22 protein-coding genes are annotated in these 16,883 nt (G+C 71.3%); 9 read left to right on the top strand and 13 right to left on the bottom strand.

The window, feature by feature from the left end:
* Window positions 1-124 precede the first annotated feature (124 nt).
* Together ACWDXC_RS36015 and ACWDXC_RS36020 are read left to right on the top strand one after the other, a co-directional pair.
* On the top strand, window positions 125-1,411 hold the full coding sequence (locus ACWDXC_RS36015) for a hypothetical protein (RefSeq protein WP_449989764.1): 1,287 nt from the start codon (window positions 125-127) through the stop codon (window positions 1,409-1,411).
* 13 nt (window positions 1,412-1,424) lie between these two features.
* A complete protein-coding gene (locus ACWDXC_RS36020; RefSeq protein ID WP_449989767.1) occupies window positions 1,425-2,399 on the top strand; it encodes a DUF2332 domain-containing protein in 975 nt (324 codons plus the stop codon).
* Here ACWDXC_RS36020 and ACWDXC_RS36025 read toward each other — a convergent pair.
* On the bottom strand, window positions 2,359-2,712 hold the full coding sequence (locus ACWDXC_RS36025) for a MerR family transcriptional regulator (RefSeq protein ID WP_449989769.1): 354 nt from the start codon (window positions 2,710-2,712) through the stop codon (window positions 2,359-2,361). The genes ACWDXC_RS36020 and ACWDXC_RS36025 overlap by 41 nt on opposite strands.
* Before the next feature lie 53 nt (window positions 2,713-2,765).
* Here ACWDXC_RS36025 and ACWDXC_RS36030 point away from each other — a divergent pair, with 53 nt between their 5' ends.
* Together ACWDXC_RS36030 and ACWDXC_RS36035 are read left to right on the top strand one after the other, a co-directional pair.
* Window positions 2,766-3,074, top strand: coding sequence for a putative quinol monooxygenase (locus ACWDXC_RS36030; RefSeq protein ID WP_449989771.1), 309 nt, complete (start codon window positions 2,766-2,768; stop codon window positions 3,072-3,074).
* A gap of 15 nt (window positions 3,075-3,089) precedes the next feature.
* Complete coding sequence (locus ACWDXC_RS36035; protein WP_449989774.1) at window positions 3,090-3,458, top strand: VOC family protein; 369 nt, start codon at window positions 3,090-3,092, stop codon at window positions 3,456-3,458.
* Here the strand turns inward: ACWDXC_RS36035 and ACWDXC_RS36040 are convergent.
* Together ACWDXC_RS36040 and ACWDXC_RS36045 are read right to left on the bottom strand one after the other, a co-directional pair.
* Window positions 3,448-3,648 carry an EF-hand domain-containing protein gene (locus ACWDXC_RS36040; RefSeq protein ID WP_219506365.1) on the bottom strand — a complete coding sequence of 67 codons (201 nt, stop codon included), beginning with the start codon at window positions 3,646-3,648 and terminating at the stop codon, window positions 3,448-3,450. The two genes, ACWDXC_RS36035 and ACWDXC_RS36040, sit on opposite strands and share 11 nt — an antisense overlap.
* 3 nt (window positions 3,649-3,651) lie before the next feature.
* Window positions 3,652-4,533 carry a LysR family transcriptional regulator gene (locus tag ACWDXC_RS36045; protein ID WP_449989777.1) on the bottom strand — a complete coding sequence of 294 codons (882 nt, stop codon included), beginning with the start codon at window positions 4,531-4,533 and terminating at the stop codon, window positions 3,652-3,654.
* Between the two features lie 62 nt (window positions 4,534-4,595).
* Here ACWDXC_RS36045 and ACWDXC_RS36050 point away from each other — a divergent pair, with 62 nt between their 5' ends.
* Together ACWDXC_RS36050 and ACWDXC_RS36055 are read left to right on the top strand one after the other, a co-directional pair.
* Entirely contained in the window at window positions 4,596-5,576 is a 981-nt protein-coding gene (locus ACWDXC_RS36050) for an aldo/keto reductase (protein WP_449989779.1), read from the top strand.
* 26 nt (window positions 5,577-5,602) lie between these two features.
* Window positions 5,603-7,246 carry an alpha-amylase family protein gene (locus tag ACWDXC_RS36055; protein ID WP_449989782.1) on the top strand — a complete coding sequence of 548 codons (1,644 nt, stop codon included), beginning with the start codon at window positions 5,603-5,605 and terminating at the stop codon, window positions 7,244-7,246.
* Window positions 7,247-7,249: 3 nt separating this feature from the next.
* Here ACWDXC_RS36055 and ACWDXC_RS36060 read toward each other — a convergent pair whose 3' ends face one another.
* Window positions 7,250-7,846: a TetR/AcrR family transcriptional regulator gene (locus tag ACWDXC_RS36060; protein ID WP_449989785.1), complete on the bottom strand. Its 597-nt coding sequence runs from the start codon at window positions 7,844-7,846 to the stop codon at window positions 7,250-7,252.
* 114 nt (window positions 7,847-7,960) lie between these two features.
* Here ACWDXC_RS36060 and ACWDXC_RS36065 point away from each other — a divergent pair, with 114 nt between their 5' ends.
* Window positions 7,961-8,695 carry an SDR family NAD(P)-dependent oxidoreductase gene (locus ACWDXC_RS36065; RefSeq protein ID WP_449989788.1) on the top strand — a complete coding sequence of 245 codons (735 nt, stop codon included), beginning with the start codon at window positions 7,961-7,963 and terminating at the stop codon, window positions 8,693-8,695.
* 23 nt (window positions 8,696-8,718) lie between these two features.
* On the opposite strand, the gene ACWDXC_RS36070 is transcribed toward ACWDXC_RS36065, so the two are convergent.
* The 4 genes from ACWDXC_RS36070 to ACWDXC_RS36085 all read right to left on the bottom strand — a co-directional run bounded on the left by ACWDXC_RS36070 (window position 8,719) and on the right by ACWDXC_RS36085 (window position 12,588).
* Window positions 8,719-9,459, bottom strand: coding sequence for a cytochrome d ubiquinol oxidase subunit II (locus ACWDXC_RS36070; protein ID WP_449989791.1), 741 nt, complete (start codon window positions 9,457-9,459; stop codon window positions 8,719-8,721).
* 9 nt (window positions 9,460-9,468) lie between these two features.
* Window positions 9,469-10,710 carry a cytochrome ubiquinol oxidase subunit I gene (locus ACWDXC_RS36075; RefSeq protein WP_364180639.1) on the bottom strand — a complete coding sequence of 414 codons (1,242 nt, stop codon included), beginning with the start codon at window positions 10,708-10,710 and terminating at the stop codon, window positions 9,469-9,471.
* A gap of 97 nt (window positions 10,711-10,807) precedes the next feature.
* On the bottom strand, window positions 10,808-11,476 hold the full coding sequence (locus tag ACWDXC_RS36080; protein ID WP_219506378.1) for a response regulator: 669 nt from the start codon (window positions 11,474-11,476) through the stop codon (window positions 10,808-10,810).
* Complete coding sequence (locus ACWDXC_RS36085; RefSeq protein WP_449989795.1) at window positions 11,473-12,588, bottom strand: sensor histidine kinase; 1,116 nt, start codon at window positions 12,586-12,588, stop codon at window positions 11,473-11,475. The genes ACWDXC_RS36080 and ACWDXC_RS36085 overlap by 4 nt, the downstream gene beginning before the upstream one ends.
* Before the next feature lie 55 nt (window positions 12,589-12,643).
* Here ACWDXC_RS36085 and ACWDXC_RS36090 point away from each other — a divergent pair, with 55 nt between their 5' ends.
* Window positions 12,644-12,856, top strand: coding sequence for a hypothetical protein (locus ACWDXC_RS36090; RefSeq protein WP_219506382.1), 213 nt, complete (start codon window positions 12,644-12,646; stop codon window positions 12,854-12,856).
* Here ACWDXC_RS36090 and ACWDXC_RS36095 read toward each other — a convergent pair whose 3' ends face one another.
* Both ACWDXC_RS36095 and ACWDXC_RS36100 read right to left on the bottom strand, forming a co-directional pair.
* A complete protein-coding gene (locus tag ACWDXC_RS36095; RefSeq protein ID WP_449989798.1) occupies window positions 12,857-13,882 on the bottom strand; it encodes a fatty acid desaturase family protein in 1,026 nt (341 codons plus the stop codon).
* A gap of 118 nt (window positions 13,883-14,000) precedes the next feature.
* Complete coding sequence (locus ACWDXC_RS36100) at window positions 14,001-15,248, bottom strand: FAD-dependent oxidoreductase (protein WP_449989800.1); 1,248 nt, start codon at window positions 15,246-15,248, stop codon at window positions 14,001-14,003.
* 65 nt (window positions 15,249-15,313) lie between these two features.
* Here ACWDXC_RS36100 and ACWDXC_RS36105 point away from each other — a divergent pair, with 65 nt between their 5' ends.
* Entirely contained in the window at window positions 15,314-15,907 is a 594-nt protein-coding gene (locus tag ACWDXC_RS36105) for a TetR/AcrR family transcriptional regulator (RefSeq protein ID WP_219506388.1), read from the top strand.
* Window positions 15,908-15,954: 47 nt separating this feature from the next.
* Here the strand turns inward: ACWDXC_RS36105 and ACWDXC_RS36110 are convergent, their stop codons facing one another.
* The 3 genes from ACWDXC_RS36110 to ACWDXC_RS36120 are packed head-to-tail and all read right to left on the bottom strand — an operon-like array spanning window position 15,955 to window position 16,872.
* Window positions 15,955-16,167 carry a hypothetical protein gene (locus ACWDXC_RS36110; protein WP_219506397.1) on the bottom strand — a complete coding sequence of 71 codons (213 nt, stop codon included), beginning with the start codon at window positions 16,165-16,167 and terminating at the stop codon, window positions 15,955-15,957.
* A gap of 33 nt (window positions 16,168-16,200) precedes the next feature.
* Window positions 16,201-16,551 carry a nuclear transport factor 2 family protein gene (locus tag ACWDXC_RS36115; protein WP_449989804.1) on the bottom strand — a complete coding sequence of 117 codons (351 nt, stop codon included), beginning with the start codon at window positions 16,549-16,551 and terminating at the stop codon, window positions 16,201-16,203.
* Between the two features lie 3 nt (window positions 16,552-16,554).
* Complete coding sequence (locus ACWDXC_RS36120) at window positions 16,555-16,872, bottom strand: DUF3140 domain-containing protein (protein ID WP_449989806.1); 318 nt, start codon at window positions 16,870-16,872, stop codon at window positions 16,555-16,557.
* Window positions 16,873-16,883: the final 11 nt, after the last annotated feature.

Here is a 16,883-nt window from a genome sequence, read left to right on the forward strand (position 1 = left end):
CTTGCTGAGCCCCGCACTCGCCGTGGAGGACGGGCGTAAAGCAACCCCGTTGATGTGATTGAACGATACTGATTCGGCCGATAGTGTGCGATATGCCCGGCGATCACCCCCCTCGGAAGGCGCCATGAGACTGAGGCAGATCTTCGTCATCGGCCTGACCCTGTCGCTGCTCGGCATCGGCGTCCCCGCCTGGTCGCAGGACGACCCGCGCAGTTGCAACGACCTGATGGACGCCGACGCCCCCGCCTATGTCGTCTGCACCTGGCTCGCCACGCCCGAGGAGGCGGCCGACATCGCCCGGTTCTGGGCCGGCAACGACGGCCAGAACATGAAGGACTCCGGTCCCATGGACAAGGGCACCGTCGACTGCACCCAGCCGGGCAACGTCTGCCCCGGCGGCGGCGAGGGTGACGGCGAGATGCACGAGATCGGCGACCCGCTCCCCGAGGGCGCCGAAGAGGGCGGCACCCCCGAGTGCGAGGGCGCCGAGCCCTGCTACGTCGACCCCGACAACGTCACGCCCGCCCAGGCCAAGCAGGCCGCCGAGAGCCCCACCGGCCAGAGCGTCAAGACCGCCGCCGCGACCGGCATGCGCATCTGGATCGACGCCGAGCTCGCCGACGACTACAAGGCCGGCAAGCTCGCCGAGGCCGCCAAGCAGGTCGCCGCGCTCGCCGTGCAGCCCGGCGTCGTCGGCGTCCGGTTCAGCTCCCAGCTCGGCGCCAACAGCACCTTCGAGAGCGCCGACGAGATCGACGCCTTCCTGACCGAGGCGTCCACCGCCCTGCGCAACTCCGCCCCCGGCAAGAAGCTCGCCGTCCACACCGTCGTGCCGGTCCTCGGCTGCGGCGCCGACGACGCCTGCAAGGCCGAGCTGACCAAGAAGTACCCGCTCCTCGACCCCGAGCGCGTCGGCGGCTGGCTCGCCAAGGGCCTCGTCGACCAGCTCGCCCTCGACGGCGGCCACCTGGCCACCGAGTACGCCACCTGGCAGATCTCCGCCGCCGACGCCCAGCGCAACCAGTGGATCCAGGTCCGCGCCCGCGCCTGGGACGCCTACGGCCAGATCGCCGCCGAGGACGCCGGCTTCGCCGCCCCCGGCGGCCCGCAGCTCACCGCCGAGCAGGCCACCCAGTCGATCACCGACCGCGTCGCCGCCCCGCTCCAGGCCGATGCCGCCGAGACCGTCACCCTCTGGACCCGCTGGCAGAACGACCAGGGCCAGGTCAACCGGGCCTACGGCGAGAAGTGGGCGGCGAACACCACCTGGGACGAGCTCAAGAAGCTCACCTCGGTGCGGCCCCGCCTGGCCACGCTGTACAACCCGGCCGCCCCCGAGGTGGACGCCGCGACGGACCTGAAGAACCTCGCGCAGGTCTTCGGCCAGGTGTATCTCCACAGCGGCCTCTGAGCCCCCAGCGGACATGGACACCGCCGGGCGCTACCGAGCCTTCGCCCTGGAAGCCCGCGGCCACTCGCCCGCCTACGAGCTCCTGGCGAGCAGGATCGCCGACGACGACGGCCTGCTCGCCCTGATCGACCGGCTCCCCGAGGCCAAACGGCAGCCGAACCTGCTGCTGGGAGCCGTACGCCACCACGGCGGCCCGCACGACGACTACGCGGCCTTCCGCGCCTGGACGACCGCCCACTGGGACCGGGTCAGCGCCACCATGCGCGCCCGCAGCACCCAGACGAACGAGCCGGGCCGGTGCGCCACCCTCCTGCCGGTCCTCGCCGCCCTGCCCCAGCCGCTGGCCCTGATCGAGGTGGGCGCGTCGGCCGGCCTGTGCCTCTACCCGGACCGGTACGCCTATCGCTACGACGACCGCCCGGTGCTCGGCTCCGCCGAGGTCGTCCTCGACTGCCGCACCGGCGGCCGGGCCCCGCTCCCGCGGGAGGTGCCCGCCGTCGCCTGGCGGGCCGGCCTCGACCTCAACCCGCTCGACGTACGCGACCCCGGCGACGTGCGCTGGCTGGAGTCGCTGATCTGGCCCGAGCGGCACGAACGCCTGCGCCGCCTGCGGGCTGCCGTCCGCGTGGCCCGCGCGGACCCGCCCCGCCTCGTGCGCGGCGACCTCAACGAGGCGCTCGCCGGCCTGATCGCCCAGGCGCCCGCCGGGGCCACCCCGGTCGTCTTCCACAGCGCGGTGCTCGCCTACCTGCCGCCGGAGGCGCGGGCGGCGTTCGCCGGGACCGTGCGCGCCCTGCCCGGCCACTGGATCTCCAACGAGGCCCCCGGCGTGCTGCCGCTCCCGGGCACTCCCGAGCCGCCCGCCGGCCGCGCGGTGTTCGTGCTCGCCCTCGACGGCAGGCCGCTGGCGTTCGCCGGCCCGCACGGCCAGTCGCTGGACTGGTTCGCTAGTGAGCCGCCGCCAGCGACCGGTCCAGCAGCTCGCTGAGCGCCCCGCGCGCCTCCTGCAGCTCGTCGATCCGCTGGTCGAGGTCCGTCAGATGACTCCGTACGTGATCGAGCACGCACGCCTGGAGGCCCACGCCGTCGTCCAGGAAGCACGGCATGACCTCCCGGATCACCTTGGTCGGCAGCCCGGCTCCCAGCAGCGCCCGGATCTGCCCCACCCTGGCCGGGGCGTCGGCCGCGTAGGTGCGGTGACCGCCGCTCGTCCTGACGGACTCCAGCAGCCCCTGATCCTCGTAGTAACGCAGCAGGCGTACGTTGACGCCGGTGACGCGCGCCAGATCGCCGATCTTCACGTGACCCACCTCACCTTGAACCTCACACCGTTGGAGATCCTAACGTGGGCCGCATGACACAGATTTCCCTCTACGGCTTCCTTCGTCCCCGGCCCGAGCGCAAGGACGAGGTCCGGCGCATCCTCACGTCGCTCGTCGAGCCCAGCCGCGCCGAGCCCGGCAACGTGCACTACGACCTGCACGAGCAGGAGGACGGCCGGTTCTTCCTCTACGAGGTCTGGCGCTCCCGGGAGGACCTGGAGCTGCACAACCAGTATCCGCCGCTGCGCGACTTCCTCGGCAACCTGTCCGACTACCTGGAGGAAGCCCCGGAGGCGTACACCGGCACCCCGCTGAGCCCGCCCGCGCACGAGCGTCCGTGAGCATATGATCAGCGCATGGCATGCCGCATCACCGAGCTCGTGCTCGACTGCCGTGACCCCGAGCGCCTGGCGGCGTTCTGGTGTGACGTGCTGGGCTATGTCGTGCTCGACCGCGAAGAGGGCAGCGTGGAGATCGGGCCGGAGCGGCCGGGGCACCTGCCGACGCTCGTCCTCAGCCTCTCCGACGACCCGAAGACGGGCAAGCTGCCGCTGCACATCGACGTCAACGCCACCGACCGCGATCAGGAGGCGGAGCTGGCCCGGCTGCTGGCGATCGGCGCCCGCCACGCCGACGTGGGCCAGACCGGCGAGGAGACGTGGATCGTGCTGCAGGACCCGGAGGGCAACGAGTTCTGCCTGCTCCGGCGCACGGTCAAGGCTTGAGGAAGCTGCCGAACTCCTCGACGTCGATGAGCCCGTCGCCGTCCTTGTCGAGGCGCCGGACGCCTGCCTGGGCGGCTTCGAGGGTGATGGGCTGACCCAGCACCTCCATCAGCCGCACCAGCTCCTCGGCCGAGATGCGGCCGTCGTCGTCGGAGTCGATCAGGTCGAAGGTGATCGCGTAGTCGCTCATGGGTCAGACCTTAGTGGCGATCCGGCGGAGCGCGTCCACGAACCCGGTCACTTGCGGGCTGCGGTTGCCGGCCCGCCAGGCGATGGCCAGCCGGGCGGGCGGCAGGCCGGTGACCGGGCGGTGAAGGAGGCCGGGCCGCTTGTACAGCTTGGCGTTGCCCTCGGCGACGAGCACGACGCCGAGGCCGCCGGTGACGGCCTCGAAGACCTCCTCGGGGGTGCTCGCGGTGACGCCGACGACGGGCCCCGCGTCCGGGGAGGCGTCGCGGCCCAGCCAGAAGTCGCGCATCGGCCCGGCCGCGGCAGGCAGGGCGATGAACGGCTCGTCACGCAGCCGGTCGAACGGGATCTCGTCCAGACCGGCGAGCGGATGGTCGGCGGGCATGACGACGCATCGGCGCTCGGTGACGAGCACGTGCGTCTCCAGACCGGGCGGGGCGGGCAGCCAGAGGAAGGCCACGTCGGAGCTGCCGTCCGCCAGGCCGCCGCTGGGGTCCTCCCAGCTCACCAGCCGCAGCGCGACCTCCCAGCCGGGCATGGCGGCGCGGAAGCCGCGCAGCGCCTCCTGCTGCAGGCCCCGGCCGACGGCGGTCTGCAGGCCGATGACCAGCGTGCCGGTGGGCGCGGCGGCCCTGGCGGTCTCGTAGCCGGTGTTCCACCGGTCGAGCAGGTCGGCGGCCACGGGCAGCAGCGCCGCGCCCTGCCGGGTGAGCGTGACGCCGCCGGGCACGCGGTCGAACAGCGGGCAGCCGAGCTGCCGTTCGAGCGCCCTGAGCTGCTTGGACAGCGCGGGCTGCGAGACGAACAGCCGTTCGGCGGCCCGGGTCACGTTCAGCTCCTCGGCGACCGCCACGAAATACCGCAGATCCCGCAAATGCACGTCCATAGCTGATGGTTATAGCAAAGGGTCTTGGACGGGACCCGGCCCCCGGCAGCAGGATCGGCGGCATGAAGACACGCGAACTCGGCGGTTTGACGGTCCCCGCACTCGGCTACGGCGCGATGGTGCTGTCGCCCGGCATCTACGGCGACATCGACGAGGAACGGGGTGAGGCGGCGATCCGGGCCGCGCTGGACGCGGGCGCCACCCACGTGGACACCAGCGACGCCTACGGGCCCGACGGGCAGAACGAGCGCCTGGTCGGCCGGGCGATCAAGAGCCGCAGGGACGAGGTGGTCGTGGCCACCAAGTTCGGCCTGGCCGTGCCCGAAGGCGAGGACAGCAGGGCGCAGCCGGTCGGCTACGCCTTCGGCGAGCTGCGCGTGAACGCCGAGCCCCGGCTGGTGCGGCGCTACGCCGAGGCGAGCCTGCGCAACCTGGACACCGACGTGATCGACCTGTACTACCTGCACTACGCCGACCCCGGCGTGCCCGTCGAGGACACCGTCGGGGCGATGGCCGAGCTGGTCAAGGCCGGGCTGGTCAGGCACCTGGGCCTGTCCAACGTGACGGCCGCGCAACTGCGCCGGGCGCACGCCGTGCACCCGGTGGCCGCCGTGCAGAACGAGTGGTCCATGTGGCGGCCGATCGACCCGCTCCTGCTGCGCACGGCCGGCGAGCTCGGGGTGGGCATCGTGGCGTGGAGCCCGCTCGGCAACGGCTTCCTCACCGGCACCGTCCAGCAGCTCGGCGAGAACGACTTCCGGCACAACGCGCCGCGCTTCTCCGCCGAGAACCTGGCCGCCAACAACGACCGCTACGCGCCGATCCGCGGCCTGGCCGACCAGCTCGGCATCACCCCGGCCCAGCTCGCCCTGGCCTGGCTGCTCCACCAGGACGACCACGTCGTGGCCATCCCCGGCAGCCGCACCCCCGCGCACATCAGGGAGAACGTGGAAGCGGCCGGCATCACGCTGCACGCCGACACGCTCGCGACCATCGACGAGGCGCTCGGCCGGTTCGAGGTGACGGGCGGGACGCTTCTTTAACCGCATTTGGGGGTAGCTGGGGCCCCATGCGAATGACGTACACCAGCGACCTGTGGTGGAAGAACGCCGTCGTCTACTGCCTCGACGTCGAGACGTTCAAGGACGGCAACGGCGACGGCATCGGTGACTTCCGCGGGCTCACGCAGGAGATCGACTACCTCGCCGGCCTCGGCATCACCTGCCTGTGGCTGATGCCGTTCTACCCGACGCCCAACAAGGACGACGGCTACGACGTCACCGACTTCTACAGCGTCGACCCCAGGCTCGGCACGCTGGGCGACTTCGTGGAGTTCATGCGCACCGCCCACGACCGCGGCCTGCGGGTCATCGCCGACCTCGTCGTCAACCACACCTCCGACCAGCACCCGTGGTTCGTGGAGTCCAGGTCCGGCCGCGACTCGCCCAAACGCGACTGGTACGTCTGGTCCGACACGCCCGAGCCGAACCCGAAGGAGGTCGTCTTCCCCGACAAGGAGGACAGCGTCTGGGAGCACGACCCGCACACCGGCCAGTACTACCTGCACACCTTCTACCGCCACCAGCCCGACCTCAACGTCGCCAACCCCGAGGTGCGCGACGAGATCGCCCGGGTGCTCGGCTTCTGGATGGAGCTGGGGCTGTCGGGGTTCCGGGTGGACGCGGTGCCGTTCCTCATCGAGAACGTCTCGCCGGAGCTCGCCGACCCGCACGACTTCCTGGCCGAGCTGCGCGCGTTCATGACCCGCCGCAAGGGCGGCTCGGTCCTGCTCGGCGAGGTCAACCTGGAGTACGACCAGCTTCTCGAGTACTTCGGCGACGGGCTGGGCGACCAGCTCACGATGTGCTTCGACTTCGTCGCCATGCAACGCGCCTGGCTCTCCCTGGCCAGGCGCGACGCCGGGCCGCTCGCCTCGGCGTTGCGCGAGCGGCCCGAGCCGCCCAAGGACTGCCAGTGGGCGATGTTCCTGCGCAACCACGACGAGCTGACGCTGGACAAGCTCACCGAGGACGAGCGGCAGGAGGTCTTCGCCGCGTTCGGGCCGGACAAGGACATGCAGATCTTCGGCCGGGGCCTGCGCAGGCGGCTGCCGCCCATGTTCGGCGGGGACGAGAGGCGGATCAAGATGGCCTACAGCCTGCTGTTCTCGCTGCCGGGCACGCCGGTGCTCTTCTACGGCGAGGAGATCGGGCTGGGCGAGGACCTGTCGGCGGAGGGCCGGATGGCTGTGCGAACCCCCATGCGCTGGTCGGCCGAGGGCGGCTTCACCCAGGCCGAGCGGCCCGTGCGCGCCATGCCTGACGGGCCGAACGTCGCCGACCAGAGGCGCGACAACGACTCGCTGCTGCGCTGGATCCAGCTGCTCATCGAGCGCTACCGGGAGTCGCTGGAGCTGGCCTGGGGCGACCACACGGTGCTGGACGCGGGCGACCCGGCGGTGCTGGCCCACCGCTGCGACGCCGACGGGGCGACGATCGTGGCCGTGCACAACCTGGACGACCGGGAGTGCGAGGCCGAGCTCGACCTGACCGGCCTGGAACGCTGCGTGCTCACCGACCTCCTGGTCGACGGCACGGTGAAGGTGCCCGGCTCGGGCCGGGTGCGGCTTCCGCTGGACCCGTACGGCTGCCGCTGGCTCCGGGTGTCGGCCCCCGAGGTCTCCCCGGAGGACGCCTCCGTCAAGGCCCAATGACGTTCATGCTGACGCGGTGGCGGGCCAGGCGCGCATGGCGAGCGCGGCCAGCTCGGTGAGCGCCTCGGGCGAGGCCCCGTCGCGCGCCTGGTTGGACATGCCCTGCAACACCGCCGCGTAGTAGGTCGCCAGCGCGGCCGTGTCGGTGCCCGGGGGCAGCCGCCCGGCCGCCGCGTCGTCGTCGAACCGTGCCTGGATGGCCGCCTTCGTCCGCTCGCGCTGCCGCCGCAGCAGCTCCTGCACCTCGGCCGACTCCGGCCCGCAGTTGACCCCGGCGGAGACGACCATGCAGCCGGGCGGGTGCTCCGGGGCGGAGAACTCGGTGGCCGCCTCGCGCAGCACGCGTTCGATCGCCTGGCGGCCGGTCGGCTCCTCGGCCAGCGCCCGGGCGGTGAACGCCCCGTAGGTCTCCTGGTAGAGGCCCAGCGCCTCCTCGAACAGCCGCCGCTTGTCGCCGAACGCCGCGTACAGGCTGGGGGGCCTGATGTTCATGGCGGCGGTCAGCTCGGCGACGGAGGTGGCCTCGTAGCCGTGCCGCCAGAACGCCAGCACCGCGCTGTGCAGTGCCGTGTCCCGGTCGAACGCCCGTTGTCTCGCCATCCCCCCATTCTAGAGCGATCGCTATAAAACGAGCACCTCGGTACGGGGCGTCGTTTGTGTAGCGATCGCTATGTTATGGTTCTTCTGTATCGATCACTACAGAAAGAGCCCGTCATGAAGACTGCCCTCGTCACCGGTTCCAGCAGGGGGATCGGCCGTGCCATCGCGCTGCGCCTGGCACGTGACGGCTTCCGCGTCATCGTCAACTACGCCGCCGACGAGGCCGCCGCCAAGGAAGTCGTCCGGCTCGTGGAGGAACAGGGCGGCAGCGCGCTCGCCGTCCAGGCCGACCTGGGCGACCCGGCCCAGGTGGAGGCGCTGGCCGAACGCGTCAGGCTGGAGAGCGGCGTGCTGGACGTGCTGGTCAACAACGCCGGCGTCGCCGTGCACCGGCCCATCGAGGAGGAGACGCCCGAGTCGTTCGACCGGCACTTCGCGGTCAACGTCAAGGGCCTGTTCTTCCTGACCCAGCGGCTGCTGCCCCTCATCCCCGACGGCGGCCGCATCGTCAACGTCACCTCCGGCGTCACGCGCATCGCCTTCCCCAGCGCGATCGCGTACTCGATGACCAAGGGCGCCGTCCAGACGTTCACGCTGGCGCTGGCCAAGCAGCTCGGCCCGCGCGGGATCACGGTCAACAACGTCGCCCCCGGCATCATCGACACCGACATGAACGCGGGCTTCCTGCGCGACAACCCGGAGGGCCGCGCGAACGCGGCCGGCTATCACGCGGTCGGCCGGATCGGCCGCCCGGAGGAGATCGCCGACGTGGTGGCCTTCGCCGCGTCGCCCGAGGCGAGCTTCATGACCGGCACCACGCTCGACGCCACCGGCGGCGGCAACCTCTGAAGGCCCTGGAAGACCAAGAGGCCCTAGAGGTACGACGGGCCGGTCACGCGGTGGCGGAACGTCCACCACACCCACGCCTGGGCCGCGACCAGCAACGGGATCATCACCAGGGTCACCGGCACCAGCAGCGCCCCGGACGTTCCGGCCACCGGCTCCAGCCGCACCCCCGCCACCACGCCGACCGCGGCCAGCGCCACCGCCGTCAGCGCGAACGTGCGCAGCTCGCCCGCGCCGCCCGACAGCACCGAGGCCCGCTCGCGCAGCACCCCGCGCAGCCGCAGCGCGGCGAACGCCAGCCCGTGCGTGCCGAACAGCGCGGCCAGAGCCAGCGCCGGCAGCGCCAGGAGCGGCCCCTGGACGCCCAGCGCCACGACGCTGAGCAGCGCCCCCCAGCACAGCGCCAGCCCCCAGCTCCCGGCGACGATCGCGCCGTCCCACACCGCCTGCCAGCCGCGCCCCGGCACCCGGCCGCGCAGCCACAGCCCCATGTCGCGGATCACCCACGCCAGCAGCAGCACCACGACCAGCGGGTAGTTCTCGTGCAGCAGCTCCGCCTCCAGCGCCGGGAACAGCCCGGCCAGCACGCCCGCGGTCACCACCAGCCACACCTCGTTGCCGAGGAAGAACGGCGCGATCGCGGCGATCGTCTCCCGCCGCTCTCCCGGCGTCCGCCCCAGGTACGGAAGCACCATGCCGACCCCGATGTCGGACCCGGCCAGCACCAGGTAGCCGAGCGCGAAGAAGGCCAGAACGAAGATCTCCATGTCGGCTCCTCAGAAGGTCAGGACGGGCTGGGGGGCGTCGATGGGCCGGTCGCCCAGGGCCACGGCCGCCGGCCCCGCCTTGGCGGCCCTGGCCAGCAGCCAGTAGTTGATCAGGACCAGTACGGCGAACACCGAGGTGAAGGCGATGACCGAGAACCGCATCTGCCCGGCCGACACCGGCGACATCGCCTCGGAGGTGGTCAGCAGCCCGTAGACGGCCCACGGCTGGCGGCCCATCTCCCGGAAGATCCACCCGGCCAGCATCGTGGCGAACGGCACCGGGATCATCGCCACCAGCAGCCAGTGCCACACCCGCAGCCCGCGCACCACCGGCCTGAACAGCATGAGCAGCGTGCTCGGCGCGGCCACGAACAGCATGAGCGCGAACAGCCCCATCATCCAGGTGCCGCCTGCCTGCACCCAGCCCACCGGGGGCAGCCAGTCGCCCGGCCCGTGCCGGGCCACCATCTCGGCCTGGGCCGCCGCCAGGTCGCCCGACCAGGCGGCGAGCTTGGTCACCTGCATCGTGCCGAACCCCATGCCGCCGAACGTCGCCGTGACCATCAGCGCGGGCGCGGCCACGCCCAGCCCGAGCCGCAGCGACTTGCGGAAGAAGTCCTGCTCGGGGGTCCGCTTGCTCAGGTGGTAGGCGCTCACCCCGGCCATGAAGAACCCGCCGACGACCATCGCGCCGCTCAGGATGTGCGCGAACGCCACCAGCGCCGCCGGGTTGGCGACCATCGCGCCGAAGTCCGCCAGGTGGAGCACGCCGCCGTCGAGCCGGTAGCCGACCGGGTTCTGCAGGAAGCCGTTCGACACCATGATCCAGAACGCGGACGCGTACGCGGTGAGCGTGACCACCCAGATCAGCGCCAGGTGCGCCCACCGGTTCAGCTTGTTCCAGCCGAAGATCCACAGGCCCAGGAACGTGGCCTCGACGAAGAACGCGACCATCGTCTCCAGGGCCAGCGCCGAGCCGAACGCGTTGCCCGCGAACTCCGTGAGCCCGCTCCACGACAGCCCGAGCTGGAACTCCATGACGAGCCCGGTGACGATGCCCATCGCGTAGTTGATGATGTAGAGCTGCCCCCAGAAACGCGTCATCCCCTGGTGGACGGGGTTGCCGCCGAAGGTGGCCCGGGTCTGGATGACGGCCACGAGCGTCGCCAGGCCGAGTGTCAGCGCCACGAACAGGAAGTGCGCGCCCGCGGTGAGCGCGAACTGCAGGCGGGCCAGTTCAACGGTGTCCATGCGTAGCAGGATCCGATGACGGTTACGCCCGGGTCGTCCACCTCAGGCGGGCACCCGCCGTACCCCTGGGGTGACACGGCGGGCCGCGGCGTACACCTCAGGTTGTAAGCCAGCCCGGGGTGATCATGCCGGCCTCGTAGGCGAGGACCACGAGCTGGGCCCGGTCGCGCACCCCGAGCTTGGTCATGATGCGGCTGACGTGCGTCTTGGCCGTCGCGGGGCTCAGCACCAGCCGGGCGGCGATCTCGTCGTTCGACAGGCCGCCCGCGACCAGGCTCATGACCTCGCGCTCGCGCTCGGTGAGGGAGTTGAGCTCGGGGCCGGGCTCGGGGCGCTTGACGCGGCCGGCGAACTCGGCGATCAGCCGCCGGGTGATCGACGGCGCGATCAGCGCGTCGCCCCTGGCCACGACCCGGACGGCGTGGATCAGCTCGGCCGGCTCGGTGTCCTTGACCAGGAAGCCGCTGGCCCCGGAGCGCAGCGCGCCGTAGACGTAGTCGTCCAGGTCGAACGTGGTCAGGATGATGACCTTGACCTCGTCCAGCCGGGGGTCGGTGACGATCTGCCGGGTGGCCTCCAGGCCGTCGAGCTCGGGCATGCGGATGTCCATGAGCACCACGTCCGGCCGGGTCTCGCGGGCCAGGGTCACGGCCTGCGTGCCGTTGGCGGCCTCGGCGACGACCTCGATGTCGTCCTCGTCGCTGAGGATGGACCGGAAGCCGGCCCGTACCAGGGTCTGGTCGTCGGCCAGCAGCGTGCGGATCATGTGGCTCCGTTCAGGGGTAGTTCGGCGACGACCCGGAAGCCGCCCTCGGGGCGGGGGCCGGCGTCGAGCCTGCCGCCCAGGGCCGTGGCGCGCTCGCGCATGCCCTGCAGCCCGTAGCCGCTGCCCTCGGTGAACACGGCCCCCGGTCCATCATCCTCCACGCGGATCAGGATATTTCCGGACATGTTGCTGACGGAGAGTGTCGCCGCCTTCGTCCCGGAGTGCCGTGACACGTTCGTCAGCGCCTCGCGGATGATCCGCGTCGCCGCGAGATCCACCTCGACCGGCACCTCGTCCAGCGGCCCCGACAGCTCGGTCCGCACCTCCAGCCCCGACGCCGCCACCAGCGCGTCGATGCGGCCCAGGCTGTCGGCGGGCGCCGTCGGCGCGTCCTCGTCCACCTGGCGCAGCACCCCCAGCGTGGTGCGCAGCTCGCGCAGCGTCTCCTTGCTGGTGTCCTTGATCGCGCGCAGCGCCGCCTCGGCGTCCTCCGGCCGCTTCTTCAGCCCGTGCAGCGCCGCCGACGCCTGCACGTTGATCATCGAGACGTTGTGCCCGAGCACGTCGTGCAGCTCCCTGGCGATGCGCAGCCGCTCCTCGCCGGCCCGCCGCCTGGCCTCCTCCTCGCGCCCGTGCTCGGCCTCGCGCACCCGGCGGTCGGCCTCCTCGAGGTAGGCGCGGCGGTTGCGGCTCACGCTGCCCGCCGCGATGGCCGCCACCACCCAGCCCGCGATCATCGCCAGCGCGCCGTCGTCGACGTGCCGCACGTCACCGGTCTCGCCGAGCCCCATGAGCAACAGCGACGCCGACCCGGTGGTGATGGCGGCGGTGAGGTGCCCGTGGTCGGCCGCGGTGTAGAGCATCAGGAACGGCACGAAGATGAGCGGCCCGTCCAGCCGGGCGAGCGGGTAGTAGGCCACCACCGCGGCCGACACCACGATCAGCGTCAGCACCGGGTAGCGCTTGCGCAGCAGCACCCCGGCCGCCGTGATCAGCGGCAGCACCACGTCGAGCGCGTTCGGTTGCTGGTCGGCCCGGATGATCCAGGCGGCCAGGACGCCGAGCAGCGTGATCGCCACCGCGGCCACCGAGACGATGGTGCTCCTCCGCATGCCTCCCATTCTGTACGGGACGTGACCCGGGCCGGTCGCTGGGTAGGTGCGGGAGATGAGCACAGAGGACGAGCTCGCCAGACTCGACGAGGAGCTGGCGAAGCTGAAGCGGGACAACCAGGAGCAGCGCGACCAGATCCGCGACCAGGGCGCCACCGACCAGTTCGAGATCTCGGCCCAGATCGCCCAGGCGGACGAGCAGGCCGAGATCATCGCCGAGCTGGAGCAGCGCAGGGAGGCCCTGCGCCGGCGCCTGGAGCAGGGCTGATCACCTCAGCGCCGCGCCGACCTCGTGCAGGTGCTGGAGAGCCTGGCCGTACGACCTGAACAGGCCCGTCTCCAGATAGCTGACCCCGATCTCCGCGCAGTAGCGCTGGACGATCGGCTGCGCCTTGCGCAGGTTGGGGGCCGGCATGTTGGGGAACAGGTGGTGCTCGATCTGGTAGTTGAGCTGGCCCAGCCCGATGTCGGTGAGCAGGCCGCCCTTGACGTTGCGCGAGGTGAGCACCTGCTTGCGCAGGAAGTCGAGCTTGTCCTCGGCGGTGAGGATCGGCATCCCCTTGTGGTTGGGCGCGAACGAGCAGCCCAGGTAGACGCCGAACACGCCCTGGTGCACGGCCAGGAAGGCCACCGCCATCCAGAACGGCAGCACGGCGAAGACGAGGCCGAAGTAGAGCGCGAAGTGCGCCAGCAGCAGCGCGCCCTCCATGCCCCGGCGCTTGGTCGTCGGCTTGAACACGGCCTTCACGCTGGCCACGTGCAGGTGCCAGGCTTCCAGGGTGAGCAGCGGGAAGAACCAGTAGGCCTGCCACTTGGCGATGAACTTGGGCAGCCCGACGCTCCTGGCCACCTGGTCCTCCGACCAGACGATGACCGCGGGGGAGACGTCGGGGTCGTGGTCCTCGTGGTTGGGGTTGGCGTGGTGGCGGTTGTGCTTGGTGTTCCACCACCCCCAGCCGAGGCCGATGGCCAGGTTGCCGATCAGCAGCCCGGCCATGTCGCTGGCCCGCCGGGTGCGGAACACCTGCCGGTGGCCGATGTCGTGGGCGACGAACCCGATCTGGGTGAAGACCACGGCCATGAGGACGGCGACGAGAAGCTGCAGCCAGGAGTCGCCGACCCAGACGAACAGCGCCCAGCCGCCCAGATAGGCGCCCATGACGAGGCTGATCCTGACCGCGTAATAGACGGGACGCCGGTCCAGAAGCCCGGCTTCGGTGATCTTGGTGGCGAGTCTGGCGAAATCGCTGCCCCGCGTCTCTAGCTTGACGGGATCGGCCACTGGTCTCCTCATGTTGCGACGGTAGCTGTCCCCAGACTGGCTTATCCGCCGACATTGCGGAAGATCGCTTGTCGCCCCGGGCGCCCGTCACCCGGAGCGTACCCGACCCGCTACAGTGCGCCCCCCGCAGTCAGGCGAAGACCTTGGCCTTGAGCGACGGAACCCGCTGGACCGTGCGCAGGAAGGTCTTGAAGCCGAAGCGGGCCAGCCGGCCGCCGCCGACGAACTGCTCGGCCGCGCGCAGCGAGTCCCGCACGGCGGCGAAGCCGTATCCGCGCATCTCCGCCTCGTAACGGCCGATGGCCTGGACGGGGTCGCCGCCACCGGCGAGCGCCTGGGTGAGGAGGCGGGCGTCGCGCAGGGCGGTGTTGGCGCCGATGCCGCGCATCGGGGTCATGCTGTGGATGGCGTCGCCGAGCAGGGTGATGGTGGACGGCTCCCAGGCGTCGACGGGGACCGACGTGCGGATCGGCAGCAGCGAGACCGTGTCGGGGTCCGAGTCGGCGACGAGGCGGCGCAGGTCGGGGTGCCAGGAGGTGATCATGGCGGAGACGGCGTCGCGGAGCTGCTGGCCGGACATTTCTGAAATGTCGCCCGGGAAGCGGTCGAGGGCCGCGCCGACCGCCCACAGGATGTAGCTGCTGCCGTTGTCCATCAGCGCGCCCTCCTGCTCGGTGCGCCCGATGCCGGTGGTGGGCGCGTCGCTCAGGTCGTGCGGGGCGCAGAACAGCCCCAGGCCCGACGGCGGGATCACGTTGTTGGGCCCGTCGACCAGCCGGGGACTCAGCAGCCGCCGCGTTCGCTCGGTGAGCGGGAACTTGCCGGCGACCGTGGTGATGCCGGTGTCGACCCGCCGCGCGTGCGGCAGATACTGCCTGCGCACCCGCGAGTTGCCGCCGTCGGCCGCCACCACGATCCCGGCCGTCTCGCTGGTGCCGTCGGCGAAGAACAGCCTGACCCGCCCGTCGGGCAGCCGTTCGTACTTTTCGTACGCCCTGCCGAACCGTACGACGTCGTCCAGGTCCGACAGCAGCACCTGCCTGAGCGTGATGCGGCTGACCGAGTGGTGGTCGTCGGCCGGGTCGGCGGCGGGCGGGGTCTCGATGAGCGCGAGCAGGTCGAGCTGTTCGGTGAGGAAGCCGAAGTCCTGGCCGCCCTGCCCGGTCGTGTCCAGGAACGCCTGCCACAGGTGGGGCGGCAGGCAGTCGCGCAGCGCCCGTGCGCCGTGGGGGTCGATGTGCACCCGGTAGCCCTGCAGCCGGTCGGCCGGGGTGCGGTCCCGCTCGTAGACCGTCACGTCGAGGCCCGCCTTGCGCAGCCCGTGCGCCAGGCAGAGCCCGCCGATGCCGCCGCCGATGATCGCGATGTCGTTCGTCATGCCGCAACTATCACCCGTACGGATGAAACTGTCAACCAAACGGATGGATGATAAAGTGGGCCGGTATGAGGCGAGCACCCGAGGAGAAGCAGCGCGACCCCGAGCGGACCAAGGCCCGCATCCTTCAGGCGGCGCTGGAGGAGTTCGCGGCCAAGGGGTTCGCCGGGGCGAGGGTCGGCGAGATCGCCGCCAGAGCGGGGATGAACAAGCAGCTCATCTCCTACTACTTCGGCGGAAAAGAGGGCCTTTACCAGGCGCTCAGCGCGAGCTGGCAGCGTGAGGAGAGCGCGTTCGCCGACCGGGGCGCCACGCTGGGCGAGCTCGCGGCGGGCTACGTGCGGGCCAACGCCGAGCGGCGCGACTACGGCAGGCTGATGGCCTGGCAGGGGCTGACCGACGACGCCCCGCCCGACCCGGGCTTCGCCGACGACCTGCGCCGCGACGTCGAGCAACTGCGCCGGCGGCAGGAGGCGGGGGAGCTGCCCGCCGACCTCGACCCGGCGGCGGTGCTGGTGGCGCTGTTCGCGATGGCGGCGGCCGGCATCACGTTCCCGCAGGTCGTCAGGGCCGCCACCGGCCTCGACCCGGAATCGCCGGAGTTCGCCGGCCACTACGCCGAGCAGGTCCGGCGCCTGGTCGCGCACCTGGCCGGGACATGACGGAAGGCCCGGCGCCGATCAGGCCCGGGCTGACGTGGCTCGGGGGATCAGTCCGCTGAGATGCGCTCGAACAGGGCCAGCGCCGCCTGCCGCACGTCGTCGGGCGTGACCCCGTCCAGGGTCTGCCTGGCCTGCGCGATGTCGCGGGTCGTGGCCAGCGTGATCGCCACGGACTTCGCCGCCGCCCGGTCCAGCGAACCGGCCGGCGCGGCGTCGGCGAGCTGCTGGGCGCTCGCGGCGAGGTCGAGGTTGTCTCTCAACGGGCCTCCTCGGATGGTCGTCGGCTCATTGCATCACCTGAGGTCATGCTCCATCCACCATTCGGTGAATTCCCGGCACCTGCCGTCGGGAACGAACCGGATCACCCAGAGGTTGCTGTACGTCTTGTCCGGATATGTCGTGACGCCTTGGATGACGCTCACCTCGGCCGTCACGCACACCGGATGCCACTGGAACGTCGTCTCACCTGGCCTGTCCTGCCTGGCCAGCCAGTTGGAGACGATCGCGTCACGGCCGCGCACCGGCATGCTGTACGGCTCGTTGTAGTACACCGCGTCCTCGGTGAAGAGGGCGGCGATCTCGTCCGGATCGTTGGACTCCCAGGCCCGCAGGTAGCCCGCGATCCAGTCCTGCGGCTGGATCATCGCCTATGCCCGCAGCGGGTCGTGCCCCGCGGACATCAGCATGTGCCGCGCCTGGTCGTCGCTCTTGTTGCCGACCGTCTCCACCAGCTCGACCACCCGGCGCATCACGTCGCGGTCGGCGTCGGTCAGGTCCGTCTTCCGCTTGCTCAGCACGTGCAGCACGCCCCGGCCGAGCTCGTCGATGCCCAGGTCGGGATCGGCGCTGAAACCGTCCTCGCCCGAGGCGTCGGCCAGCAGGTAGGAACGCAGCTCCTCGGAGTTCATGTTGACCACCCGATGGAACTCGTCCCAGAGCATGTCCGTCTCGAAGCCCTCACTCATACGAGCCCGCC

Source organism: Nonomuraea sp. NPDC003214, assembly GCF_053590035.1.